We start from the raw sequence: 26,638 nt of genomic DNA on the forward strand, positions 1-26,638 counted from the left end.
TAGTTCCTGCTGAAGCTTCAGAAAAATCTACTCCTTCAAAATGATGATTTTGCTTCAACTGTAGCTAATCCAATGTCTATTTAATAAAAAAATGTGAGGCTCTTTTGTACTCCATTCTTCTGAAATTTTCAATAAAAAACCGTATTGAAAAATAATTATAGATTTAGTATATATTATAAAAAGTTGATTTTCAAACTGTTCTTGCAAGCGATAGCACTCTCACTTCTCTTGCACCAAAGTTTAAAATTTCCTGAGAGCAAGACCTTACAGTTGCTCCGGTTGTTACCACATCATCAACCAGTATCACAATTTTATTTTCGATAGTTTCTTTGTTGCTTATTTTAAAAGCCTTTTTTAAATTTTTTTCACGCTGTTTAAGTGAAAGACCAGCTTGAGGAGTGGTATGGCGAAGACGTTTTATTGCAAATGGCGTATAGGATAAATTGGACAACTTACTCAACTCTTTTGCAAGCAATGCTGCTTGATTATATTTACGTTTAAACAAGCGCATTTTATGTAACGGTATAGGAATTATGACCTCTGCGTTCTGAAACGTATCCTGATTAGCTTGGTGTATCCACTTTGCATAGATTTTTACGTAATTCAAATTATCAAAAAATTTGAAATTCATAATCATGTTTTTACTATGTTGATCATAAGCAAAAACTGATCTTAATACTTTAAACGGTGGAGGATTGATGATGCACTTACCACACGTATGAATATTGTCTGAGATTACTACGCCACAAACATTGCAGTAATGCTTAGTTAAAAAATTGATTTTTTTATTGCATTCACTGCATAAATCATAACTTTTATCAATTATACATTCACAACTTACGCATACGTTTGGAAATATGAGATCTGTAGCTTTTTTTAGTAAGAGAAGATTCATGAATTAAATATATTAGGTGTAATATATACTTTTTAAAATATGCCTCTACAAACCATAACCTAGTGATTAAGAGATACTTGATCTAATAAATACGTTTTAAGATACTTGCCTGTAACGCTTTCTGGAGTCTGTGCAACTTTTTCTGGAGTTCCTACAGCAACTACCTTTCCACCCTTTACTCCACCCTCTGGACCAATATCTATTATATAATCAGCAGTTTTTATAACATGTAAATTGTGCTCAATAACTATAACAGTGTTTCCTAAATCAACTAACCTATGGAGTATTTTCAGTAAATTATTTACATCTTCAAAATGTAACCCAGTTGTTGGCTCATCAAGAATATACAATGTTCTTCCGGTAAATCGCTTTGATAGTTCCTTAGACAGCTTTATTCGTTGTGCTTCACCCCCAGATAAAGTTGTTGACGACTGTCCAAGCGTTATATAGCCAAGCCCCACTTCCTGTAAAGAAATCAACTTTTCCTTTATCATTGGAAGATTTTCAAAAAAGTCACATGCTTGATCTATTGTCATATCAAGCACATCAGAGATTGATTTTCCCTTGTAAGTAACTTCCAATGTTTCCCGGTTATATCTCTGTCCTTTACACTGTTCACATTTCACATAAACATCCGGTAGGAAATGCATCTCGATCTTTAAATGCCCATCACCTTTACAAGCTTCACATCTTCCTCCCTTGGTATTAAATGAAAATCGGCCTACATTATATCCCCTAGCTTTCGATTCTGGAAGACCTGCAAACCAATTTCTGATGTGAGTAAACATACCAACATATGTTGCTGGATTTGATGCTGGGGTCCTACCAATTGGCGATTGATCAACTTCTATAATTTTATCTATGTACTCAAGGCCTTCTATTTTGTCGCATTGACCATGCTTTACAGATGAATGATTTATCTTGTGTGCTGAGTATTTATATAGTGTTTCTATCACTAAACTTGATTTTCCTCCTCCTGATATTCCAGTAACACAAATAAAATTCCTTATAGGAAATTCAACATTTATACTTTTTAAGTTGTTCTCACACGCGTTAACTACCTTTATGAACTGAGTTGCTTGTTTTCTTCTTTCTGGAATTAAGATTTCTTTCTTTCCGCTCAAATATTGCCCTGTTATGCTTTCTAAGCTTTCTTGTACCTGATCTGGTGTTCCTTCTGCAATGATTTTTCCTCCGTTTACACCAGCTCCAGGGCCAATATCAATCACATAATCAGCAGCCATTATTGTGTCTTCATCATGCTCAACAACAATCACAGTATTACCCATGTCTCTCAAATTTTTAAGCGTGGCAATTAATCGATCATTATCACATTGATGAAGGCCAATTGAGGGCTCATCAAGTATGTATAGCACCCCTGTTAAACCAGAGCCAATTTGCGAAGCAAGCCTGATCCTCTGGCTTTCACCGCCAGAGAGAGTGCTAGATTCACGATCAAGCGTAAGGTAATCTAGCCCTACATTCTTTAAAAATGTCAATCTCTTGATTATTTCATTTGATATTTTATCTGAGATTTGCTTCTGTTGTTCTGTAAGCTTGTCTGACAAATTTCCAAACCACTTAAGGGATTCATCGATGCTGAGCCCTGATATTTCACCTATATGTTTTTCGTCAATTTTCACTGTAAGTGCTTCTTTCCTTAATCTATAGCCAGCACATTCCTTGCAGTGAGCGATAGAGCAATACCGCTCAATAAGTGCTGCATCATAATCCATCTGGCGTTCTAGGATACTGACCAAGCCTTGAAATTTCATTTCTCTAGAGCCAAAGAGTATCAAATCCTTCACTTTTTGGTCTATATTCTTCCACGGAATATCAAGGCTAAATTTGCAATTTTCAGCCAGTGATAGAATTGCATTTTTTAGCAATCCATAATTTGCATGCACTTGACGGAACATTGATCCAATTGGCTTTAAAGCACCCTCAGATATCGAGAGCGTTTCATCTGGCACTATCAGTTTTGCATCAACACTTAATTTCTTACCCAGTCCGTTACATGAACCGCATGCACCGTAGGGGCTGTTAAAAGAAAATAATCTTGGCTCTACTTCCTCAAGAGTGAAGCCAGACTCAGGGCATGCAAAATTCTCTGAGAAAGTTAAAGTTTGACCATTTTTATACTCGGAATTATGGTTATCAGGTAAGTTCACTATTTCTGCATATATTAAGCCATGGCCAAGTCTCAATGCTGATTCTATACTGCTTGGTAGTCGATTTCCTATATCACCTGATATGGATACTCTATCTGCAACTACGAAAATATCGTGCTTCTTGTTTTTATCGAGTTTAGGCAAATCATCTATATTGTATATTTCACCATCTATTTTTAATCTCACGTAACCCTGTTTTTTAATTTCCAATATCTCTTTGAAGTGCTCTCCCTTTCTGCCACGTACAATAGGAGCAAGTATATATATTTTAGTTTCTAAAGGTAATGCTGTAATAGTATCTACAATTTGAGATACAGTCTGTTTCGTTATTGGCAACCCAGTTACAGGTGAATAAGGCATTCCCACTCGTGCATATATCAAGCGTAGATAGTCGTAAATTTCAGTAACGGTTCCGACAGTTGATCTTGGATTTTTTGAGATTGATTTTTGGTTGATTGATATTGCAGGAGAGAGGCCTGTGATTAATTCAACATCAGGTTTATCTTGAATGTTGAGAAATTGACGCGCATAAGACGATAGACTTTCAACGTATCGGCGTTGGCCTTCTGCATAAATCGTATCGAATGCAAGGCTGGATTTACCAGAACCACTTAGTCCAGTTATAACAACTAACTTATTTTTCGGTATATTGATATCTATACTCTGGAGATTATGTTCTCTTGCACCTTTAACTCTGATAAAATCGTCCATACGTCATGTACCTTTGACCATTACAGCCTCAAAATACATAAACTTACAACAACTTTCTACTAATTTTTTTAACTATTACAGAAAACGAGGTAGCACAACTAGTGCAAACCATTTTACCATCTGATCTACAACTATATAAACATCTGTTTCTGCTAAGGTAACTAGTGCAACAAACCAATGTTGGGAAACAGAAATTTTATTTTATACAAAATATAGAATTTCGATAAATTTAACTTTTTTATGAGATTATGCAGCAATAAATTTGAGAAGGAAAGGTTATGGCAATAGAGAAGGAGAAGTTTTTTGAAATAATAAATGAGGTAGGTGAGAGTAAAGGTTTGGATCAGGATAATTTGCTTGAAAGAATAAAGAATGAGTTAAAAGGAAAAGATGTAGGAGAGTACAACAAGTTTAGTAAAAATTTTAGTAAAGAACATCCATTCAGTATAAAAATTTCAGAAGAAACTGCAGAAAATTGGACATTATTACATCTTGCTACAGCATGTAACCTGTTGATAGTGAAACTTCTACTGAAAAAGAAAGTAAGTGTTAGCACTCGAGTAAAAAATAGTTCTAAAAATGATGGGCCAACTGCTTTGCATATAGCTGCTTCTTATGGGTGTGAAAACATAGTAAAGCAACTACTAAGTGATGATCGAGTGAATCCTTTATTAAAAAGCGAAGGTAAGACTCCAAGGAAGGTGGTTGGTAATACAGAAAATAAGGAAGCTATAGTAAAAATGTTAGAGGAAGCAGAAAAAGATCATTTGCGGAAGAAAATAAAGGATCTTCACATAAAGGTTGAAGAGAGAAGTTGCTACCATTTATCTCAGAATGATCATATGACTCAGTCGAGCTCAGCTGTGAATGGTAATAATGCAACTACTGCATTAGGAAATGGTAAAGGAAAATCAGTACCGATAGAAGTACAAATGCTGAATGAAAGTAAGAAAGAGAATAATGACAATGTTCAGAGTGAACAAATTGCTTCTAATTCGATTACTGGTGAAAGTAATAACAGTATAGTAAGTGAGCAATACTTACGTGTTAGCGTTAAGAGTATGGTAGAAAAAATTGAATCACCGCAAAGAAGAAGTGTTACATGTAGTGGTAAACAGACTCCTACTGGTGAAAGTGTTAGTAGTGACGACAGCGGTCTAGAACTTGAGACTACATTTGATACTTCTTCCTGCTCCGAAATAAATCACAACGGGGTAGGTAATGAAGTTGATAACCAAATTTTAGAAAGTTTACCATATCAAATTCAGTTGCGAAATAGTCGAACCCGGGAATTAGAAAGGTCAGATAAGGAATTAAAATTGAACTGGGACAGTAAGGCAGAAAAAGAGCTGGCAGAATTAAAGAGTTACGCAGCTGGACATAAGACTAAGTTGGAAGCACTTAGTAAACTCAGTGAAGAAAATCAATCACTAAAGCAAAAAATAAAAAATCTGGAAAACGAGAATACAACACTTAATAGTGAATTAGAAAAAATAAAAACTAAAATAGATGAAATGCTACTAGAAAAAACAGAAAAAAGACAACTCTTCTCAAAAGTTATCTATGTGAGTCTTGTAGCTATGTTAGTAGTAGGTACTACCCTTAGTATTGCTTCTGGCTTATCTGTTCTATTAATAATTGCAATCTCTGTGACGTCTGCGTTGGTAGCTGGTGGCGTTACATATGCAATAATAAAACCTGCTACTGAATTGACTGAATTGAAAAAAGAAGAGCCATTCAACAACATAGTTTGTAAAACTTAACTTGTGCGCTTCCTGGTAATTTTGATATAGTTATTTCAGTTGAAATCTACAGGTTTACAAATGGCAAGCTTAAGTGTAAGAGAAGCGTTATGCATAGCAATCAGAGAAGAAATGCAAAATGACCCTGATGTATTTATCATGGGTGAAGAAGTTGCAGAGTATGATGGTGCTTATAAAGTAACAAAAGAATTACTGAAAGAGTTCGGAGAAAACAGGGTAGTTGATACACCCATTACTGAACATGGATTTGCTGGCCTTGCTGTTGGAGCAGCATTTGCTGGACTTAGGCCAATAGTCGAGTTTATGACTTTTAATTTTTCTATGCAAGCTATCGACCAAATTGTGAATTCCGCAGCAAAAACAAATTATATGTCAGGCGGACAACTTGGATGCCCTATAGTATTTCGTGGACCAAATGGTGCTGCAGCAAGAGTTGCAGCACAACACTCTCAGTGCTTTGCATCTTGGTATTCGCATGTTCCAGGGTTGAAAGTAATAGCACCTTATTTTGCCTCTGATTGCAGAGGTCTGCTTAAAGCTGCAATTCGTGATCCAAATCCAGTAATATTTCTAGAAAACGAAATAGCTTATGGGCATGAGCATGAGGTTTCTGATTCTGAGCTATCAAATAAAGATTATCTACTTGAGATAGGCAAAGCTGCTATTATACGGGAAGGAAAGGATGTAACTATCACTGCTTTCTCATTGAAGTTAATGGATGCGTTAGATGCAGCAGATTTACTCTCTGATAAAGGCATAGAAGCGGAAGTTATTGACCTCAGAACCTTAAGACCACTTGACACTGAAGCCGTTATTAACTCTATTAAGAAAACTAATAGATTAGTTAGCGTGGAAGAGGGTTGGCCATTTGCAGGAGTAGGAGCAGAGCTGTCAGCCGTTGTTATGGAACAAGGATTTGACTACCTTGATGCTCCAGTTGTACGCGTAACCGGCAAGGATGTTCCCTTACCTTATGCTGCAAATTTAGAAAAGAAAGCGTTACCACAAGTGGAAGATATAATTGAAGCTGTGCACCAAGTCTGCTTTAGAAAGAAATAGCCCTATTAACTCTTTTTTTTATCTCCTGTTCCACACTCTTCCATAAAAGAGGCATTTGTAGAGTTTATACCACCCATTACTTTTATGACAATAGTTTTAGCACCAAAAAACACAGCGCAAAATACACCGAGCGCGAAAAGAGCAGGCCATGGCATTCTACCAAATATTGCAAGTAAAGCTGCGCCTATTATCACTACGGTCATAAGTGGCCCACCTATTCCCCAAACGTAGCCAATAATATTACATATTACTTGAGCAGTTGTATCAGCATTGGTGTCAGCAGCACTCCCAACATGAGAAAAAGAAACAAATAATACTATAAGAAAAATATTGAAAATTCTCTTGATTGTAGGGTTCATCCCTATACCTTAAGTGTAAATATTGTAATTATATCTAAAATAGTATAATTTTCAGTAAAACTAGCATAAAGATTGAATAACAAACGATGCAGCAAAAAGTAGTTGATGCACAAACATTGTGATTTATACAATATTGCATAGCAAATGACATCTATTGGCTGGGAATCATTGTCAATTACTTGAGACAATGCCTTACTCCTTGAAGATACAAGCTTATTTCGACTTTCGCAAAAGAGCAATAACACCTATGAGTAAAATTTCACATTACCACTTTTATGTGTTATAATAAGCCTAATTTATAAAGAAAATAAAATTGAAAAAGTTGAGAGAGAACCGGATAGTAAGAACGAGAAAGTTTTTATCTTCACTATCTTTTTTGCTACTAATTGCGCTATCAATACGCAGTTTTTTATTTGAGCCATTCCATATCCCTTCTGGTTCAATGAAAAGCACACTACTTGAAGGAGATTACATTTTTACTAGTAAATATTCATACGGTTACAGTAAACACTCTTTTCCATTTTCTCCCAACATCTTTAGCAGCAGAATCTTTTATACCCCTCCAGAGTGTGGTGACATAATAGTTTTCAAACCTACAAGAAACAACAGCATTAGATTTGTTAAGCGGGTAATAGGAATACCGGGCGATAAAGTGCAAATGATAGAGGGAGAATTGTACCTAAATGATCAAAAAGTAGAGTGGAAGCAAATTGAAAGTTTTTTTGATTATGAGTCAAAGCGTAGCATACCAAGATACATAGAAACGCTTCCGAGTGGCAAGGAACATGAGATTTTAATAGACAATGCATCCAATAAGCTATCACATAACACTCCAGTTTATTATGTACCTGATGATCAATTTTTTGTTATGGGAGACAATAGAAATAATTCTTTTGATAGTAGGTTTCCTGAAATTGGGTTCATACCAGCGGAAAATATAATTGGACGCGTGAACATGGTTGGTTTATCGTTTAAATTAGGCAAAGTTGATTGGTTGCCATTTAATTTTAGGTTACCTATTGCTCTGAGATTTGACAGGGTACTGCACAAAATTGTGTAAACTCTATCTGTCTACTAATTCGCAAATTCTAAAGCAAAATTTTCTAACTCAGCGATAGCATTATTAATGTTGTCTAAGTCATTTCCCTGTAAAGCGTCTTTTGCGTTCTGTAATAAAATTTTCAACTTTTGGTCAGTGGAAACATTTTCAACTAGATGTATGAGCTTGTTACCATTAATTTTAGCCTCTGCAAGGGAACGAGCCTTCATGTCTTCATCAAAGTTGTTTACTGACTGGCTGACCATATCCTGAATATCTTCTTCACTTAAGCCAGAGCTTGACTTTATTTCAACTGTTTGCTCAATTTGAGTAGTTTTTTCTCTCGCAGTAACAGTCAATATGCCGTCAATGTTGACTGTAAATTCTATTTCAACTCTTGCTAAACCTGCAGGTAGCGGCGGTATACCCTTCAGTTTAAACTGTGCTAGAAGTTTGTTATCCTTTATCATCTCACGTTCTCCCTGATAAACGTGAATTTTCATTGCTGTTTGTCCGTCAGCGTAAGTTGTAAATTCCCTTTTTTCTGATTTTGGCAGTGGCGTATTTCTTGGTATGATTTTTTCAACTATGTCTCCCATAGTTTCTACACCAAGTGATAAAGGCAAAACATCAAGGAGAACACTCCTATTTTTTGAGTTTGAAGTTAAATAATGAGCCTGAAGAGCTGCTCCAATAACAACTGCTTTGTCCGGATCTACGTCATTCAGCACTTTATCTCCAAAGAGCTTAACTAGCGAATTTTGCACTAATGGCACTCTAGTTGCGCCACCAACTAAAATTATTCCTTTTATATCATCAATTTTAAGATCTATGTTGCTTATAGTACGAGTGACTATATTGATAGTCTTGTTAACCAAAGGACTGATTGCTTGCTCGAATTCTTCTTTGGTAATTTTGCACTTAAATAATTCACCATTGATGCTAAATTCAAAAGTGCCAGATGCATTTTCACTTAGGTACTCTTTTACAGCACGTATATTGCAGATCCCAGTTTTAGTGTATGAATATTGTAATTTGCAGGTAGTTGTATCAGATGGTGTCATTCCAGTGCTTGACACTGGAATCCAGTTCTTATTATATAACTTTCTGGCGTGTTCACTTGCAATCAAACTTTCTGGATCCCAGTGTCGGAGCACTGGGATGACACTAGAGCATTTTTTATTTAAACCTACCTTTTCTCTATATTTATCAAGCACGATTAAATTCAGCAAATGATCAAAATCATCACCACCAAGCTTAGTATCACCACCAACTGCAAGAACTTGAAACACTCCTTGATGTAGTTTTAATATTGAAATATCAAATGTTCCGCCACCGAGGTCATAAACTGCATATATGCCGCTGTTATTGTTCTTTTCAATCGAGTAAGAAAGCGCTGCAGCGGTTGGCTCATTAACAAGACGAAGTACTTCTATGCCAGCTAATTTTGCTGCATATTTGGTTGCGTTACGTGCTGAGTCGTCAAAGCAAGCTGGCACAGTAATTACTGCTTTTTTTACTTTCAGCCCCTTAGAATTTTTTACCCTCTCACATAAAGCTTTTAATATCTCAGCAGAAATCTCAACAGGAGTGAGATACTTCTCCTCTGAACATTTTACCCTAATGACTTTTTCACTTTCGTTATCTACTTCACAAGTGATACCTTCTTCACGCAAATCTTTAATACTTTTACCCATTAAGCGTTTTATAGAAGAGATAGCATTTTTGCCAACATCATAGCCTACTTTCAGTACATCGTTTTCATATGAAATGACAGAAGGCAGTAATTCATGTCCTTGTTTATCTTTAAATATTTCTACATTGCCAGCTTTGTTTACCATGGCAATTAAAGAATTAGTAGTACCGAGGTCTATACCAAAAACTACCTCATTTGAATTTGGTTCAGAAATTTGAACTAGCTGCATTTTCCTTCATCTCCTCAAATGACTTATATAAATATTTTAATCTTAAAACTTGCGTAGCAGCTTCATCAAAATTTTTTATAGCAAAAGCATTAATTAGGTTTTTAGTACAATCTTTTATTTTCTCATTAATCATTCTATTTGCAAATTGCAGATCATCGCAGTTTAGCAAGTATTCTCTTATTTCCATTGATTCATTTAATATTTCAGGATCAAGATGCTCTTTTTTGCTTTTTGCGCCAAAAAGATCCAACAAATACTCAGCACGCTTTAGTGGTGACTTTAGCACCTGATAAGCTTTGTTGATATTTTCCATGTTTTGAGACTCTCTTTCATTTATATCAGTTTTGCTTAGCTCAATATATTTTTTCTCCAATTCATCAAAGCTGATGTGAAAAGCCGGTTCAATTCCAAATAATGTAAAATAGTTGCTAGACATGAAAACTCTCTCCACAACCACATTTTCCTTTCTCATTAGGGTTTTTGAAAATAAAACCCGATGAAAATTTTTCCTCTACATAGTCCATTTCAGAGCCAAGGATAAACATGATAGATTTTGGATCGATCAGTACCTTGACTTTTTGACCATCACTGCAGCTTTTTTCAATTACTGACTCTAAAGGACGAATATCATATGCATATTCAATATCATATTTTAAACCAGAACATCCTTTTTGCTTAATTAGGACTCTTATTCCTATTGCTTCTTCAAGGTTAATATGCTTTTTTTGATCCAATAAATACCTTACCCTTTCCACTGCATTTGCAGTTATAGTGATAAGTTTTTTATTCTTTTTTACAGTTTTACCTCCGCCTACTTCTCGATATTCACTCATGCTTTGGTTCTCAATGTCCACCTTTACTTTGTTTGCTTTGATAATCATGAATAGCAGCTTTTATAGCGTCTTCAGCAAGCACCGAGCAGTGTATCTTCACTGGCGGCAAAGACAACTCTTCCACTATTTGAGTATTCTTTATCTGTGTAACGTCACTGATGGTTCTTCCCTTTATCATCTCTGTTAATAAGGAACTTGAAGCAATGGCAGAACCGCAACCAAAAGTTTTAAATTTTGCATCTTCAATAACACCTTTGTCATTGACCTTTATCTGCAGCTTCATTACATCACCACATGATGGTGCACCAACTAAACCAGTACCAACATTTGGATCATTTTTATCCAGGGAACCAACATTCCTTGGATTTTCATAATGATCTAAAATTTTTTCATTATAACTCATAAAATTACCCGTAAACCATTACTTGCATTATAACATATTTAGGTTAAGAACTAAAGTAAAATATACTAGCAAGCGTTATTTTTACTCACAAAATATATGGATTACGAGTGTATTTACTTTACAAATACATATAGTACATGTCATTCTTTATATTATAATTTTAGAAGGAGTATTTCTTGAGTTTATTTAGTAATCTTTATCAAGGACTATTAAAAACCTCTTCTCGCTTTAGTGATGGAGTAAAAAATATCTTTTCTGGCAAAAAAAAATTAGATCAGTCGCTTTTAGATAAGCTGGAAGAGCTGCTGATCAGCATGGACATTGGTCATAAAACTTCTAGACTGCTTATTGATAAGCTCACAAGTATCAAATTTGAATCAGAAGTTGAGCATAACGTTATCACACAGCAGTTAATGAGCGAAATAGAGGCGATATTAAACCCTGTCGTGCAACCGTTAATTTTAAATAAAAAACCACATATAATAATGGTATGTGGAGTAAATGGTAATGGTAAAACCACAACTATAGGTAAGCTCGCATATAAATATAAGGAGATGGGAAAGTCCGTTATGCTTGTTGCATGCGATACATTTAGAGCTGCTGCTAGTGAACAATTAAACATTTGGGCAGAACGCTCTGGTTGTTCTATCGTTACTGGAGAGTACGGTAGCGATTCTGCGAGTGTGGCATATAGAGCTGTAAGTCAAGCTATGAAAGATAACGTTGATGTTGTTCTAATTGACACAGCAGGAAGGCTGCAAAATAATGTGAACCTTATGGAGGAGTTATCAAAAATATATAGAACGATAAAGAAATTGGATGATGATGCTCCTCACGATGTTATCTTAGTCCTTGATGCAACTACCGGCCAAAATGCTTATAGCCAATTAGAGGCATTTAGCAAGATGGTTAATGTTACCGGGCTAATCGTAACAAAGTTAGATGGCACTGCTAAGGGCGGAGTAGTAATTGGACTTGCAGAAGCTTATAAGGTAAAGTTACATGCTATAGGAATTGGTGAAAGTATAGAGGACTTAAAGGAGTTTACTAGTAAAGAGTTTGCTGAAGCGTTATTTAATTGTAATTAAAGACTTCTCTTAATTCCCTTACGTGACTAAGCTTGATTATCTCAATATCATGAGAAGAGTAATTACCATTTTTAGGCATAATTGCTTTTTTGAATCCTAACTTTTGTGCTTCTTTTAGTCTAAGATCAGCATGCGAGACATTCCTAATTTCTCCTGAAAGTGCAACTTCGCCACAGATTATTGAAGAAGCTGGCAGCGGTAAATTTACTACACTTGAAATAAGGGAAGCAGCAACAGCAAGGTCAGCCGATGGTTCCTGTATTTTCAATCCTCCTGCGATATTTAGATACACTTCTTTATCATGCAAAAACATCTTGCAACGAGCATTTAGCACTGCAATGATCATAGCCAATCTATTAATATCCCATCCAACTACTGCCCTTCTTGGAGTTGCCATATTAGTCCCTGCTATTAATGCTTGCACTTCCATTAAAATTGGCCTTGAACCTTCAATTCCTGCAAATACGGCGCTGCCAACTACTTCTCTGTCATGGGCCATCAGAAACAATGATGATGGATTATCAACAGGCACAAGTCCTGCTTCAGACATCTCAAAAACACCAATTTCATTTGCAGGGCCAAATCTATTTTTAATAGTGCGTAAAATGCGATATTGATTACTATTTTCACCCTCAAAATATAGTACTGTATCTACCATATGCTCCAGGGTTTTAGGTCCTGCTATTTGTCCATCTTTCGTTATATGGCCAACTATCAAGAGAGAAATACCATCTTGTTTTGCAAGAACGGTCAATTCATGAGCACAGGTGCGAACTTGAGTTACAGTTCCTGGCGCTGATGTGACTTTGCTATCGTACATAGTTTGTATAGAATCAATTATTAATAACCTAATACTTTTATTTTTTCTTATTGTTGTTACTACATCAGTTAAAGACACTGTAGATAAAAGCTTAATTTTAGGTTCGTTTATCTTAAGACGCTTTGCTCTGAGGCTCACTTGCTCTAAAGATTCCTCGCCAGACACATAAAGACATTCAAAAGAGGAAAGTTGTACAACATTAGCTGCAATCCTAAGCAAAAGAGTAGATTTTCCAATTCCAGGTTCACCACCAATTAAAATACTAGCTCCCTGAACGATACCCCCACCAAAAACTCTATCTAATTCTTCTATTCCTGTTAAAAAACGATCCGGAGTAATAATTTCACTACCTGATAATGCCTTTATTGGATTTGGGGTAGATGTACTTCTCGTTTCTGTTTTTAGCACTATTTCTTCGACAACCGTATCCCAATTATCACATGCAACGCACCTTCCTACCCATCTTCCAGTGCTATGACCGCAGAACTGACATACGTATACAGTCTTCATAAAAGCCAAAATTATAATTGTAATAAAAATTAGTTAAATAGGTGAAACAAATTTAAACGCTGAGCCTTACAAATTTTGTAATGTTAAAATAATTCTCATAAGTTTTAAATCCATGTACAATAATTGCACAAATTTATGATTTGACCAGCCGTCATTAAAAACGAAAAACTTACTTGGCCAATCGATTATTATGGTAAGTAGATTGGCGGAGTTTGTAAAGCAACTTTTATATCTGTTCAGGTGTACGGTAAATAATTGAAACCTGTGCTTCTTTCCTTGTCATTCCAACTTCCATAATGTCATCCCAGTCTGGGATCCAGTCCTTTTTTGCCACTCTGCTGAACGGATACCAATTTTTAGTTTTGTTTCTATGGGTCAGTTAGTACGAGCTTTGCCTTTAAGCAGATGTAAAAGCACAATTATTACGAATAACATTCCACCAATAACTGATATAGCTCCACCCGTAATAAAACAAGCACGTGCCAACATTGATGAAATGTTTGGCAGATCTGCAACTTTTCTTAAGGCACCATATCCACCAAGCCAAACAAGGCCAGTAATATGGAGAAAATGTCCCAAACTGTATGCATAAATCTGTAATCTTGCTATGGAGCTTTTTATTTCTTTACAGCCCAATTTTGGTAACAGCCAGTAGATAAAATTCATGAAAGCTATAGTAATACCAACTACAGAACCGTGATAATGCGCAGGAATGGTGACGTTTCCTTCAATAGTTAGAACTCCAAGCACGCCTCCATAGATGAACAATACAAACGAGTGCAGTAAATAGTTGCCCTTATCATTGAGCAGGGTTTTTATGTGTGCGCCAAGAAAAGCGCTTAGAATACAGTTGGTCAACCTAGGCAAAGTCTAGCCAACCATACGCGTCAAGTTAAGGAATGTAGAGAGCTTAAAGTAGATACCCTGGTCTTCCTATATCTGTCTTTCAAAGAAAACTTTGACCAGATTACAGTAAGCTTTTTAAGAAAAGTTTTCAAACTATTAACTTTATTCTTTAGTGCTAAAAATAACTCTCTAACCCGCCTTTTTAGCTCAATGAATGCCTTTGTTAAACTGTATTCTTTTTCATTTCTGTGCAACCAACTATGCCGTGAAATATAAGAATTGCGCACAATTTAGCATATAGTTCACATAATACTCTGCACGGTAGCTTATCAAGTCTGATATGGCTTTTATACAATTTAAATAATTTGCCACCTTACTCTGTTGCTCAGCACTAATTTTATTTTCTGGAAATTAGTATTGACCAGTTTAACAATTTTTGTAGAGGATGTATATCCTTGTGATCTCGCTAATCTATTAGCTTTCCTTCTTCTGGCCATACTCAGTTAGTTTTTGACATATAATTCTTACTCTAATTTTTACTTCCTTTCCTAATCTTTTTCTGAAGATAATTGACCTTCCAAATACTCCAATAGCTCTATTTTTTGATTTATCATATATATTGGTATCAACGACTTACAAAATATGCACCTGCTTCGTCAATCTGTTTAAAAGAACTAGGCACAAAGTAGCCAAAATCAAAAAATCATTGGCTGTTCAAGATAATCCCTATAACCTCGATCTGACCTCCATTAAATTTAATTTATCTAGCGCTTGATTCAGGTAATCAAAGACTAACTGTAGCTTTATTCTTGATTTAGTATTACTCTCACAATCTCTATAGCTATCCTTTGTACATATCTTCCATGCTACCGGGTATGCTAATGTAACTGCTATCCAATAATTTAACGCTTCCTAATTGCTGTAAAATTTTGCAATCAACTTGCAAGATATTTTTAAAGAGAACCACAGATTCATTCTTTTCATAAATTCCACTGCTTCTTCAGTAAATCTGAAATCCAATTATAAACCTTGTTGTAATTGAGATTTTGTCTGCTTTTTCATTAAAAAATTCTTTGAGCTTTTTTGAGATGCAAGTTATTTTATTCATTGGTTCTCTCACTAAAAGTATACCTGGGAGAACTTATTATTCTATCTCTTTCATACCTTTATTTCCTTAACTTGACGCCTATGGTTTATTTTACACTCCCCTTTACGCTCAATTTGACCACTTATGTTTCTTTTGCTTCTTGGCTTGTCTCTTTTTTATTTCCTTTAACTCAGCATTCTTTATCTCTAAAGCCTTATTTTTTTCCTCTAACTTTTTAGCTTCGCTTCCAACTTTTTTATTTTCTGTTGTAAATCTTTCTAAAGTTCTAAAAGACTAACCATGTTACCTCACTTTTACGATTGATTTTTATCTTACTTAGTCTACCTATTTTGCTGCTTTAATGAATGGATAAATAAATCATTTCACGCACTGTCCTTAACTTGTTCTGTTTGATATCCACTACTACTTTCGCCTATAGCATTAGAATATTCTTCATCGTCAATGTATTCTTTTAGAACATATCCTCTGCCCCAAACGGTTTCTATGTGGCTTATTCCATCATTTGCATTTTCAAGTTTCTTACGTAATTTGCACATAAAAACATCAACTATCTTGTTATCTGAAGGTTCGTCCAAGCCATTGTAAAGATGGTTTAAAAACATTTCTTTTGTCAAAACCGTTCCTTTACGTAATGCCAACAATTCTATCATGGAATACTCTTTGTTAGTAAGGTGAACCGTTTTGCCTTTCACTTCAACAACCCTGTGGTCAAAATTGATATTTATATTACCAATCTTTATCACTGATTCGGGATGACCTTTAGTACGACGCACTATGGCCTTCATTCGAGCTAATAATTCGCTCTTATGAAATGGCTTGGTTAAGTAATCATCGGCACCATACCCAAGTCCTTTAGCTTTATGGTTGACGGCGGAGATACATGAAAGTATTAAAACAGGAACTTTGATTTTTGCACTTCTTAATCTTAACAGTATATCATATCCATCAATATCACCAGGCAGGTGTATATCTAGAATAACTAGATCGTAACAATCTCCACCCGAGGAAACCATATTATTGTTATAATCTTGTGCAGAAGTAACAACGTCGCAAAAATGTCCATCGGAAGCTAAGGCATTAACTACAGTCTTTGCACTTACTTGATCATCTTCAATTAATAATATACGCATATTTTACACCCCATAAATAATTTATAATTTTAGTAATATATATAACCAAGGAAAGTAACAAATCAAATTTTTATTAACGAATAATAGAAATTACACTTATTAATTAATAGTTAACATGTCGTTCCAAAATTATACAAGTAGATCTAAAATATAATAGACATATTATATACTATAATAATAATAGTATTTTTAGTAAACATTGAAAAAAAGCTATTCTTATTAAAAGAATACTTAAGTTAATAGATATTTAACTATTTTTTATATCTATGTTATATTTTTAATTTACTTGTTTTACTGTTTTACTGTTTTAAATTATAAGTAATACTTTCAGGAATATTGAGTGGCAATATCAATTTTAGGTGCTGGTGCATGGGGTACAGCAATTGCAATTTCATTAAGTAGTAAGAAAAATGTAATTTTGTGGACTCGCAATGAGGCCACATTTGAATCAATTAAGGGGAAAAGAGAAAGTGACAAGCTACCTGGTTATCCAATTTCTGATAATGTATCAGTAAAATTAGCTATTGAAGATACAGTTAATGCTTCAGTAATAATCCTAGCTGTTCCCACTCAGTCTCTAAGAGAAATATGTCATCAATTGCATGATTGTAACCTAAAAAAAAATGTAGCAGTAATTTTGGCTTGTAAAGGAATAGAAAAATCTACATTAAAATTACCTAGTGAAATAGTCAATGAAGTTTTACCTAATAATCCTATTGCTGTTTTTTCTGGCCCTAGTTTTGCTATAGAAGTTGCAAGAGAATTACCATATTCGATGGTTCTTGCATGTCAAAATGATGTATTATGTCCAAAATTAGTATCAGAGCTACAGCAAGAAAACGTTAAGTTATATCTCAGTAGCGATGTTATAGGTATACAAGTTTGTGCAGCGTTAAAGAATGTTTTTGCTATAGCATGTGGGATTGTTCTAGGTAGCAAGCTTGGGTTTAATGCTCATGCAGCATTGATTACGAAGAGTATGAGCGAAATTAAGAATTTATACTCGGCAAAAGTTGGTGACCATAATATAGATATGAATACACTACTTGGGCCAGCATGTTTAGGTGATCTAGTTATGACATGCACATCCTTGAGTTCAAGAAATCTATCTTTTGGATTTAAAGTAGGTAGTAATAACAATAGCTTTGATGTTCAGCAAATTTTATCAGAAGGCAAATCAGTGATTGAAGGCTTTAACACTGCTAAGTCCGCGTTTGATTTAGCAGGAAAGCTAAAGATAAAAATGCCTGTATGTGAAGCGATCTATAGATTATTATATGAAAATACCTCCATAAAAGATACTATTTCTGTTCTTGTAACTTAGTTTTGTATTTCGGTATATTATGAAATTTTTATATAAACTGATATCAACATGGTGGCTATCTGGCACGGTAAAAAACATGCCAGGTACTATAGGCAGCTTGGCTGCTTACCCAATTGTTCCTGTAATACTGAGTGACAGAATTTTAGGTGTAGCAATTATTTTTTTTTATTTTTGATTGGATTATGGTCTACAGGCAATTATATACAACATTACAAAGCTCCATGTGATCCAAAAGAGGTAGTAATTGATGAAGTAGTTGGTCAATTGCTGACAGTACTTCTAGTTTCAATATTATTAGACCAAGAAATGAATAGCTCTGTATTATTGGTGTGCTTTTTCTCCTTTAGGTTTTTTGATATAATAAAAGTGTGGCCTATAAATTTGATTGATAGGAATACCAAAGGTCCTTTGGGTATTATGCTAGATGATGTTGTAGCCGCAATTTTAGCCTGCGTTTTTATAGGAGCCTTTTATTGTTTATTGTTGGTTTATGCAGGATAAAAAAATTTATTATTCAAACTTAATTGTTCAAAACCTGAAGGATTATATACTTTATGCAACGAATTTATCCAAGTGGGAAATACATGATAGATTTGATAACATTATATTTACAATAAATGGTACTAGGGAGTCATTATTTAATTTTGTGTTTTGTGAAGATCAATGTACTGAGCTTTCTATATGGAGAACTCTAGATTATCTCAGAGTAAGAAATATAGAAGCAACATGGGTAATGGACTCACGTCTAAAAACAAGAGATATTTTAGAAAAGTATGAAATAAAACACGTTAGCACACCAAAAAAAGCTTTACTTAATATGAAAAATTATTTTTTACCTGCTGATGCTGTTCCGAATTTGAGATTGAATATTGTAAATAGTAGTGAACTCTTAGAACAGTTAGATTTGTACACTTCTAAAATTTTTTATCATAACGTTGGAATTGTCAGCACATTTTTTCGCCGGTTATCAAATTATGATAATAAGAGCTCAGGATTGAGATTTTTTCTTGTAAAATTAAATAATGAAATTATTGGAACATGCGGTCTTTATATTCAAGACAGCGTAGCTGGTTTTTATAGTGATGGGGTTTTGCCAACTTATAGGGGTCATGGGTTAGGTACTCAAATTGTTTTAGAAAGAATAAAGATAGCTAAGCAACTTGAATGCAAATATGTAGTAGCACATTGTATGAAACCTTCTGTAAACCTTTACAAGAGGTTAGGTTTTCAGATGTTGGGCAACCTTTATCTATATACCTCTTCAGTATAATTTCTTTGCTGAGCAGTTGCAAGTTTTTACGTTCGTTTTAACAGCGCTATGTTTTTTTTGTATGAAGTAGTTTTAATATTAATTCTAATATTCTTCTTTTTCTCATATTCTAAATTAAAAATTAGTAATAAAATTAAGGACTTACAACATCAAAATGTTATCATAAATAATTTAATAGATACTGTAAATGATGGATTTTATATTTGGGATGCAAAAAAACGTATAGAAAAGTTCTCTCCCAATTTACTAATTTTGCTTAACACTGTTTTTTATTCGTTTAATGAGTTTGTAAATTTTTTTGAGCAATCAGAAAGCTTAATTAAAAGCTTTGCTGAGGCAAAGGAAATAAATAAATCTTTTACTCTAGATTTAAAGTCAAAAGACAGTGAGGTTTATTGTACATGTTATGGTAGAAGCATAATAGATTACTCTAATAACGTGATTGGTGTGTTATTATGGATAAGGAATATCTCAGATTATAAGATAAAAGCTAACGAACTTGAGTTAGAAAATAGTAAGCTTATGCGAGAAGTGGAGAGCTATAAAAAAGTTTTTGACTCTTTACCATTTCCAATACTGAAGTGCAACAAGAATGAAAAAGTAAGGTTTTATAACTTATTTTATGATAAATATATAGGCAGCTCTAAAAAATTTACTGTTGCGAGTGGCTCCTATAACGTAAAACCAGGAAAGTGTGTAATAACTTACAAGAACGAACCTAAGGTTTTTAATTTTGTTAAAGTTCCAATACAAAATTCTAGTAGCATGGTAATGTATGGAAAAGATGTTAGTGATGAAGAAAAATTACATACTGAGCTAAACAATTGTTTGGCTGCACAAAAAAGTTTGCTTGAGAAGTTATCGATTGCTGTAGCGATATATAGTAAGAATCAAGAGTTAAAATTTTATAATAATGCTTTTATAAAAACTTTTCAGTTTGACCCAAAATTTTTGGCATCTGACCCAACTTATCACGAGGTTATGCTTTACCTACTCGAATCTAAAAAGCTTTTAGGAAAAGAGGATTTTCAAACTATTAGTAAACAAAGACATGAGTTGTTCAAAAGATTATTTGAATCATATGATGAAACAATGCATTTCATGAATGGAAGAACGTTTAGAGTATTAACAATACCCTACGCTTCAGAGGGTTTACTATTTTCTTACGAAGAGTGTAAGAAATAATGCTCAAACTCCTTCTCTCTCTACCATGAGCTGTTTTACTTTTGCTATCGCTCTTGCTGGATTAAGCCCTTTCGGACAGGTTTTTGTACAGTTCATTATTGTATGACAACGATACAACTTAAATGGGTCGTTTAAAGAATCAAGTCTTTCTCCTGTCTTATCATCACGACTGTCGGCAATCCATCTGTAAGCTTGCAGTAATATTGCTGGCCCTAAAAATTTATCACTATTCCACCAATAGCTTGGGCAACCAGTCGAACAGCAAGCACATAGTATACAATCAGACAGACCATCTAATTTTTTTCTATCTTCAGGAGATTGAGGATATTCTTTATTCGGCAGGGTAGGTTTGTCTGCCTGTAACCAAGGCTTAATTGATTTATATTGCTCATAAAATTGGCTTAGATCTGAAACTAGATCCTTTACTATAAACATATGAGGTAGTGGATATATTTTTATTTCACCTTTTATATCACATATAGATTTAGTGCATGCAAGAGTGTTGGTACCATCTATATTCATTGCACAAGATCCACATATCCCTTCTCTGCAAGAACGTCTAAAAGTTAAGGTCGAATCTATTTCGTCCTTTATTTTTATTAATGCATCAAGTACCATAGGACCACAATTATCCATATCGATAAAAAATGTGTCTACTCTTGGATTTTTATCATCATCAGCAGACCAACGGTAAATTTGAAATCTTCTAATATTTTTTGCTCCAGTAGGAGTAGGATAAATTTTGCCCTTTTTATTAACTTTAGAATTCTTTGGCAAAGAAAACTGAACCATATTGCTTACCTTTTACAGCTAAAACCCCTTTATTTGTAAATAACATATTTTGGTATTATCTACCATACTTTTCCTTTTCAAATTCAAGCAAAGCTAAAATCCTATTTTCTAAATTCTTCATTATAATTTCCTCATCTTCTTTTTGATGATCATAGCCAAGTAAATGCAATAATCCATGAACTAACATGTGTGCAGTGTGAGTAAGGATGGATATACAGTACTCATGAGACTCTCTTTCTATTGTATCTATTGCAATTGCTATGTCCCCTAGATCACATTCACTAGATAATTGTTCGCATAGAAATGATAGTACATTAGTTGGCTTATCTATTTTTCTAAACTTAAGATTAAGTTGATGTAGCAAGTTATCATCAGCGAGAGCTATTGATATATTTGGTTTATAGTGATCTATTTTTAATTCTTTTAGAGAAGCATTAATAATATTTAATACAAAACTCTCTGGGTCCTCCGTAATACTATGCCACCTCTTATCAAGAATATTTACTTCTAACATGAATAACGCACCAGAAAGGACATTATCCCATAACTTGACATTGAAACCCAAAAAAGAAGAGTTATAGACCATCGTATCATACATACAACTATATGAATATTGTACACTAGAAGGATGTCATCCCAGTGCCCCGACACTGGGATCCAGGAATTCTGATTAGATATTAGGTGAGTGAATATAAAAGCTATATTAAAACACAACATTTTTAATGTGGTTGCATTACAGGTGGATTCCAGTGTCAAGCACTGCTTTGTGTTTGATGCAAAACCGGCTAATGCACTGCCTTCGAAACAAACATTCATACGGCTGTACGTTACGTGCTGAGGTAATATCGTTTGGGAACCGAAACAACAGGTATTACACATCACTCATCCTCATTATTTCATTCCATTCAATTTCCAAAACTGGGGCAATTGATAAACGTGATTGTTTTAATATAGCCATATTTTTCAAAAGTGGGTTTTGTTTTATACTGCTTAACGTTACTTGGTTATTTAAAGGTTTCAAAAGCTTTACATTCACTAATCCAAACTTAGAATCATCAACTTGATAGTATTCTTTTAATACCTCAACTATTCCAAGTATAGCTCTCTCTTTGCCTGTGTGATAAAAAAACGTAAGATCGCCTAATTTCATAGCTCTCATGTAATTTTGAGCTTGATAATTACATACACCATCCCACTGCGTCACCTGCTCCTTTTCCATTTTTTGCCACGAGTATTCGCTTGGTTCTGACTTGAGTAGCCAAAATTGCATTATTTTTTTCTTCTTAAATAAGCTGGTATATCATAAACATTACTGCCCCACTTAACTCCTTCGTTTGCTTGCTCAGTTGAAGCATATTCTTTTGTTTCTGATATTGGAATTTGATTGTAAGGCCATTTAAAATTTTTTCCTCTGGGGTCTTGCTTTGATTAACAGATGAATTGTCATTACAGCCATCAATGCCAGTTGCAAGAACAGAAACTCTAACTCTCCCCTCCATCGCCTGATCAAAAGTGGCACCAAATATTATATTTGCATTTTCATCCACTTCTTCACGCACTCTATTGGCTGCAGCATCAACCTCAAACAGAGTCATATCTCCACCGCCAGTAATATTAATTAATATTCCTTGTGCACCTTTCATTGACACATTATCAAGCAATGGATTAGATATTGCAGCCTCTGCAGCGCTGATTGCCCTATCTTCTCCTTCTGCCTCTCCAGTACCAATCATTGCTTTACCCATCTCGCTCATTACTGTTTCTATATCAGCAAAATCAAGATTAATAAGTCCTGGCATGATCATCAAATCAGTTACTCCTCTGATGCCAATATGAAGAACATTATCGGCAAGTTTAAATGCATCAGCAAATGTAGTTTTTTCGTTAGCAATTCTAAATAAGTTTTGGTTGGGAATGACAATAAGTGTATCTACATATTTTTGCAACTCTTCAAGTCCAAGCTCTGCAATGCGCATACGTCGCACACCTTCAAAACCGAACGGTTTAGTTACAACCCCAACAGTCAGTATCTTTTTTCTTTTGGTCCTTTATCTTTAACTGCAGCTCTTGCTTCTCTGGCTGCCTTTGCAATTACCGGTGCAGCACCTGTTCCGGTACCACCGCCCATTCCCGCTGTGATAAAAAGCATATGGCTATCTTTTATATGCTCCATAATTTCATCAATTGATTCTTCTGCTGCACCTTTACCAACATCAGGCAAAGCACCAGCACCAAGTCCCTTAGTTAAATTAATACCAAGTTGAATTTTTTTATCACACAATGACTTCTCTAACGCTTGAGCATCGGTATTTGCTACAACAAAATTTACTCCTTGCAAATTGGATTGGATCATGTTGTTCACAGCATTTCCACCAGCACCACCCACCCCCACAACGGTAATCCTTGGGTGCAATATGGGTAGATCTGGTAAACTAAGGTCAATTGACATGTAAATTACTCAAATTTAGCGAATTCACTTGATAACAAGTTACTGCTTTTTTAACAATATGCAAACATTTTTCATTTCGATATATACAAACAGTAAATAAGATTTACTTATTCTTAACATTAATAGATGTAATAATTATGGGCTTTCAAATAACACTACTTAAGATGCAAAAAAAATTGTAAAAAAGGAACAGAGACCCGTTCCTTTCTGTTTTGTTGAAGTTATTACATAGCTTCTCTTTTCTCTTTTCCTTTATATGCTTCAACTGCAACATCTTTTAATTTTGAGGCAATTTGATATGTTCCATAAAGAACAGCAGCTGCAGCAATTGTCATTATGGCACCTGCAACTATCTGACCAGCAACACCTGTTCCGATAAATCCAGGTAATGAAGCAGCTATTGCTTGATTTGTCCCAACAAAGTAACTGGCAGTCTTAGCAAGAAACCCAGAAGCTTCTGCTGCACTAACAAAGCCTGCTTTCATATGCATTGCTGTAAAGACAACACTTGCAACTGCAACCGAAAATAATGCTGTTCTTAACTTATTATCCTTAATATACTGACCAGCTCCACTAGCAGCACCAGGAATTCCCCAGCATTTTCCAGCGTTTCTGAATCCTTCTGCAATAGCATGGGAGAAGCTCTCCCCATCTTTATATTTATAACTTGTTAATGGCATAACTCTACTCCTAAAATATTAAAATTTCACTAAAGGTAATATATGGCAAAAAAAGCTGCCTGTCAAGTAAATTAATTTATTTATATGTTCTTATTCTGTAATTCAGCACTTCTGCAATGTGTGCTCTTTTTATTTCCTCACTTTTTGCAAGATCTGCAATGGTTCTTGCTACTCTTAATACGCGTGTGTAGCCCCGATTAGAAATATAATTTTCTTTCAGTACGTATTTTAGCAATTCTAACCCTTCCTGATCTAGCTTAGTTAATGCTTCACCACTGACTTCTGCATTGCAACGAATATTCAATTTACTATAACGTTCAGCTTGAATTTTTCTAGCTGCTATCACTCTTTCTCTTATGGTCTTAGTACTTTCTCCTTCTGAAGAAATTTCAGGAGAGAGTATGTTGACATTTGGCATTTCAATGCATATGTCTATTCTATCAAGCAAAGGTCCTGATATTTTATTTCTATAATCTGTGCCGCATTTTGGAGCTTTGTTGCACGATCTGCTTGCATCACCTAAATAACCGCACCTGCAAGGGTTCATTGCAGCTATAAGTTGAAAATTAGCTGGATAAGTAATGTGAGCATTTGCCCTTGCAACAGTAACTTTTCTATCTTCAAGTGGTTGGCGTAGAGAATCAAGCACAAGCCTTGGAAATTCAGGTAGCTCATCAAGAAATAACACACCATTGTGAGCCATGGTGATTTCCCCAGGCTTTGCATTTTTCCTCCTCCTATCATCGCTGGCATGGAGCATGAGTGATGAGGTTCACGAAATGGACGAGTTACTTTGAATGTTTTGCTACCGGCTTTTGTTATGCTGGAAATAATATTAACATCAATCATCTCCTGTTCAGTCAAATCAGGCAATAGCCCTATAAATCGCTTAGCAAGCATTGACTTTCCAGTACCAGGAGGTCCAACAAGAAGCATATTGTGCCCGCCTGTTGCTGCAATTTCAGCTGCTCTTTTTGCAACAACTTGGCCTTTGATATCTTTCATATCTGGAACCAACCTTTTTTCTTTGGGTGCAGCGCTATAGTTAAAAGTTACCGGCTGAATTGACTGCTCACCCTTAAAATGTCTGATAATATCGGTTAATTTCTCTATAGCCAGAATAGAAACATTCTTTACCCATGAAGCTTCTACTCCATTTCCCCTTGGGCAAATTACTCCTTTATTTGCCTGTTTTGCATTGATTGATGTTGGAAGTACTCCTGAGACTGGTATGACTCTGCTGTCTAGTGCAAGCTCACCCATAATGATATAAGACTGAACTTTTTCAACTGGTATCACATTCATTACAACAAGTAATCCAACAGCAATAGCTAAGTCATAATGGCTGCCTTCTTTTAGCAAATCCGCAGGGGAAAGATTAACTGTGATTCTTTTTGGAGGTAACAGCAGATTGATTGAGTTTAACGCTGCTCTGATGCGCTCTTTGGATTCTGCAACAGTTTTATCTGGCAATCCGACAATATTGACTGCTAGTACAACATTGCATAATTCTATTATGCCTATTTTGATCAAGATTTGCAAGATTTTTTATTCGAAATACTATGTATAAGTGGTTGTGATTGATTTCAATTTGATGAATCAACATTCTAATAATATTTTGTTTAGTCTGCCAATCCACTTGATCAAGCTTTGACTCAACGCTTGAGGAAAAGTTTTTCAAGCTATCTGTAACAAGGCTCAATTCTTGTTGTAATTTCTTTTGATCAAGTACTTTTTCTTTTTCCTCCTCAATTTCTTTTAAATGCTGTTTCATTGTTGTAATTCTTGGCTCAAATTCTTCTTGGCTTATAAACCCTTTGGCATAGCTATCAATAAATTTTTTGATACTTAATCTTAACTTACTTTCTTGCTTTTCACGTGTTTGATTATGTAGAGGTTTTTTGTTCTCTGATAATCTACGTTGATATTCATTTGCAATCCTATCTGGCTCTTTTAATATACTTTTGACTTCTTCCCATATAACTGCATCTAGTACATCAGTACGTATTGATTTATTATCACAGATTTTATTGCCATTAAATTTGCTAGAGTTTGTACCAGAGCAACGATAGTAATAATATGTCGACTTTTTATAGTTAACATAGTTTGTACCACAATAAGTATATTGACAACGTTGGCATACCATTAAACCTTGTAATAAATATGTTTCTCTTCTTTGCCGTACTCTTGCTCTTTGTCTATTTTCAGCTAGTTGTGTTTGCACTGAATCAAATAAATTTTCATTGATTATTTTTGGTACTGGAATATAAGTCCAGTT

At 34.7% G+C, this 26,638-nt stretch carries 21 protein-coding genes and 5 pseudogenes; 8 read left to right on the forward strand and 18 right to left on the reverse strand.

Going from position 1 to position 26,638, the window contains the following annotated elements; genetic code table 11:
* Positions 1-190: 190 nt before the first annotated feature.
* A complete protein-coding gene (locus Wcon_RS00815; protein ID WP_114516860.1) occupies positions 191-895 on the reverse strand; it encodes a ComF family protein in 705 nt (234 codons plus the stop codon).
* A gap of 59 nt (positions 896-954) precedes the next feature.
* Entirely contained in the window at positions 955-3,777 is a 2,823-nt protein-coding gene (gene uvrA / locus Wcon_RS00820) for an excinuclease ABC subunit UvrA (protein WP_114516861.1), read from the reverse strand.
* Positions 3,778-4,055: 278 nt separating this feature from the next.
* Here uvrA and Wcon_RS00825 point away from each other — a divergent pair, with 278 nt between their 5' ends.
* A complete protein-coding gene (locus Wcon_RS00825; RefSeq protein ID WP_114516862.1) occupies positions 4,056-5,540 on the forward strand; it encodes an ankyrin repeat domain-containing protein in 1,485 nt (494 codons plus the stop codon).
* Positions 5,541-5,600: 60 nt separating this feature from the next.
* Positions 5,601-6,599, forward strand: a complete 999-nt coding sequence (locus Wcon_RS00830; protein ID WP_114516863.1) for a pyruvate dehydrogenase complex E1 component subunit beta — start codon at positions 5,601-5,603, stop codon at positions 6,597-6,599.
* A gap of 5 nt (positions 6,600-6,604) precedes the next feature.
* Here the strand turns inward: Wcon_RS00830 and Wcon_RS00835 are convergent, their stop codons facing one another.
* The gene (locus tag Wcon_RS00835; protein ID WP_047758879.1) at positions 6,605-6,958 is read right to left on the reverse strand and encodes a TrbC/VirB2 family protein; all 354 of its coding nucleotides are present in this window, start codon (positions 6,956-6,958) and stop codon (positions 6,605-6,607) included.
* Positions 6,959-7,271: 313 nt separating this feature from the next.
* On the opposite strand from Wcon_RS00835, the gene lepB reads away from it, so the two are divergent.
* Complete coding sequence (gene lepB, locus Wcon_RS00840; protein WP_114516864.1) at positions 7,272-8,018, forward strand: signal peptidase I; 747 nt, start codon at positions 7,272-7,274, stop codon at positions 8,016-8,018.
* 14 nt (positions 8,019-8,032) lie between these two features.
* On the opposite strand, the gene Wcon_RS00845 is transcribed toward lepB, so the two are convergent.
* The 4 genes from Wcon_RS00845 to iscU are packed head-to-tail and all read right to left on the reverse strand — an operon-like array spanning position 8,033 to position 11,158.
* Positions 8,033-9,922 (reverse strand): Hsp70 family protein, encoded by a 1,890-nt coding sequence (locus Wcon_RS00845; RefSeq protein ID WP_114516865.1) that lies wholly within the window; start codon positions 9,920-9,922, stop codon positions 8,033-8,035.
* Positions 9,900-10,358 carry a Fe-S protein assembly co-chaperone HscB gene (gene hscB / locus Wcon_RS00850; RefSeq protein WP_114516866.1) on the reverse strand — a complete coding sequence of 153 codons (459 nt, stop codon included), beginning with the start codon at positions 10,356-10,358 and terminating at the stop codon, positions 9,900-9,902. The genes Wcon_RS00845 and hscB overlap by 23 nt, the downstream gene beginning before the upstream one ends.
* Positions 10,351-10,755 (reverse strand): HesB/IscA family protein, encoded by a 405-nt coding sequence (locus Wcon_RS00855; protein WP_114516887.1) that lies wholly within the window; start codon positions 10,753-10,755, stop codon positions 10,351-10,353. The genes hscB and Wcon_RS00855 overlap by 8 nt, the downstream gene beginning before the upstream one ends.
* Positions 10,756-10,765: 10 nt before the next feature.
* Positions 10,766-11,158 (reverse strand): Fe-S cluster assembly scaffold IscU, encoded by a 393-nt coding sequence (iscU, locus tag Wcon_RS00860; RefSeq protein WP_114516867.1) that lies wholly within the window; start codon positions 11,156-11,158, stop codon positions 10,766-10,768.
* Between the two features lie 176 nt (positions 11,159-11,334).
* Here iscU and ftsY point away from each other — a divergent pair, with 176 nt between their 5' ends.
* A complete protein-coding gene (ftsY, locus tag Wcon_RS00865) occupies positions 11,335-12,246 on the forward strand; it encodes a signal recognition particle-docking protein FtsY (protein ID WP_114516868.1) in 912 nt (303 codons plus the stop codon).
* On the opposite strand, the gene radA is transcribed toward ftsY, so the two are convergent.
* From radA to Wcon_RS00885, 4 genes and pseudogenes are all read right to left on the reverse strand, one after another.
* Positions 12,233-13,576 (reverse strand): DNA repair protein RadA, encoded by a 1,344-nt coding sequence (gene radA, locus Wcon_RS00870; protein ID WP_114516869.1) that lies wholly within the window; start codon positions 13,574-13,576, stop codon positions 12,233-12,235. The genes ftsY and radA overlap by 14 nt on opposite strands.
* Positions 13,577-13,951: 375 nt before the next feature.
* Positions 13,952-14,398: pseudogene (locus Wcon_RS00875) on the reverse strand (cbb3-type cytochrome c oxidase subunit I); the annotation flags it as partial.
* A gap of 65 nt (positions 14,399-14,463) precedes the next feature.
* Positions 14,464-15,530, reverse strand: a pseudogene (locus tag Wcon_RS00880) (transposase).
* Positions 15,531-15,892: 362 nt separating this feature from the next.
* Entirely contained in the window at positions 15,893-16,660 is a 768-nt protein-coding gene (locus tag Wcon_RS00885; protein WP_114516870.1) for a response regulator transcription factor, read from the reverse strand.
* A 340-nt stretch (positions 16,661-17,000) separates the two neighbouring features.
* Here Wcon_RS00885 and Wcon_RS00890 point away from each other — a divergent pair, with 340 nt between their 5' ends.
* From Wcon_RS00890 to Wcon_RS00905, 4 genes and pseudogenes are all read left to right on the forward strand, one after another.
* Positions 17,001-17,984: an NAD(P)H-dependent glycerol-3-phosphate dehydrogenase gene (locus Wcon_RS00890; protein ID WP_114516871.1), complete on the forward strand. Its 984-nt coding sequence runs from the start codon at positions 17,001-17,003 to the stop codon at positions 17,982-17,984.
* A 19-nt stretch (positions 17,985-18,003) separates the two neighbouring features.
* Positions 18,004-18,485, forward strand: a pseudogene (locus Wcon_RS00895) (phosphatidylglycerophosphatase A family protein).
* Positions 18,475-19,254 carry a GNAT family N-acetyltransferase gene (locus Wcon_RS00900; protein ID WP_114516872.1) on the forward strand — a complete coding sequence of 260 codons (780 nt, stop codon included), beginning with the start codon at positions 18,475-18,477 and terminating at the stop codon, positions 19,252-19,254. Before Wcon_RS00895 ends, Wcon_RS00900 begins: the two are co-directional and overlap by 11 nt.
* Before the next feature lie 48 nt (positions 19,255-19,302).
* Positions 19,303-20,439 carry a hypothetical protein gene (locus Wcon_RS00905; protein WP_114516873.1) on the forward strand — a complete coding sequence of 379 codons (1,137 nt, stop codon included), beginning with the start codon at positions 19,303-19,305 and terminating at the stop codon, positions 20,437-20,439.
* Positions 20,440-20,442: 3 nt separating this feature from the next.
* On the opposite strand, the gene Wcon_RS00910 is transcribed toward Wcon_RS00905, so the two are convergent.
* The 7 genes and pseudogenes from Wcon_RS00910 to Wcon_RS00945 form a co-directional block, all read right to left on the reverse strand.
* Positions 20,443-21,231 carry a succinate dehydrogenase iron-sulfur subunit gene (locus Wcon_RS00910; RefSeq protein WP_114516874.1) on the reverse strand — a complete coding sequence of 263 codons (789 nt, stop codon included), beginning with the start codon at positions 21,229-21,231 and terminating at the stop codon, positions 20,443-20,445.
* 55 nt (positions 21,232-21,286) lie between these two features.
* On the reverse strand, positions 21,287-21,745 hold the full coding sequence (gene ybeY, locus Wcon_RS00915) for an rRNA maturation RNase YbeY (protein ID WP_114516875.1): 459 nt from the start codon (positions 21,743-21,745) through the stop codon (positions 21,287-21,289).
* Positions 21,746-22,102: 357 nt separating this feature from the next.
* Positions 22,103-22,501 carry an EVE domain-containing protein gene (locus Wcon_RS00925; protein ID WP_114516877.1) on the reverse strand — a complete coding sequence of 133 codons (399 nt, stop codon included), beginning with the start codon at positions 22,499-22,501 and terminating at the stop codon, positions 22,103-22,105.
* Positions 22,501-23,680 (reverse strand): annotated as a pseudogene (gene ftsZ, locus Wcon_RS00930) (cell division protein FtsZ). The gene Wcon_RS00925 and the pseudogene ftsZ overlap by 1 nt, the downstream one beginning before the upstream one ends.
* 224 nt (positions 23,681-23,904) lie before the next feature.
* On the reverse strand, positions 23,905-24,360 hold the full coding sequence (locus Wcon_RS00935; RefSeq protein ID WP_114516878.1) for a hypothetical protein: 456 nt from the start codon (positions 24,358-24,360) through the stop codon (positions 23,905-23,907).
* Positions 24,361-24,436: 76 nt separating this feature from the next.
* Positions 24,437-25,905, reverse strand: a pseudogene (locus Wcon_RS12730) (YifB family Mg chelatase-like AAA ATPase).
* Positions 25,823-26,584 carry a recombinase zinc ribbon domain-containing protein gene (locus tag Wcon_RS00945; protein WP_114516879.1) on the reverse strand — a complete coding sequence of 254 codons (762 nt, stop codon included), beginning with the start codon at positions 26,582-26,584 and terminating at the stop codon, positions 25,823-25,825. The pseudogene Wcon_RS12730 and the gene Wcon_RS00945 overlap by 83 nt, the downstream one beginning before the upstream one ends.
* Between the last annotated feature and the right edge of the window lie 54 nt (positions 26,585-26,638).

The organism is Wolbachia endosymbiont of Cylisticus convexus (assembly GCF_003344345.1).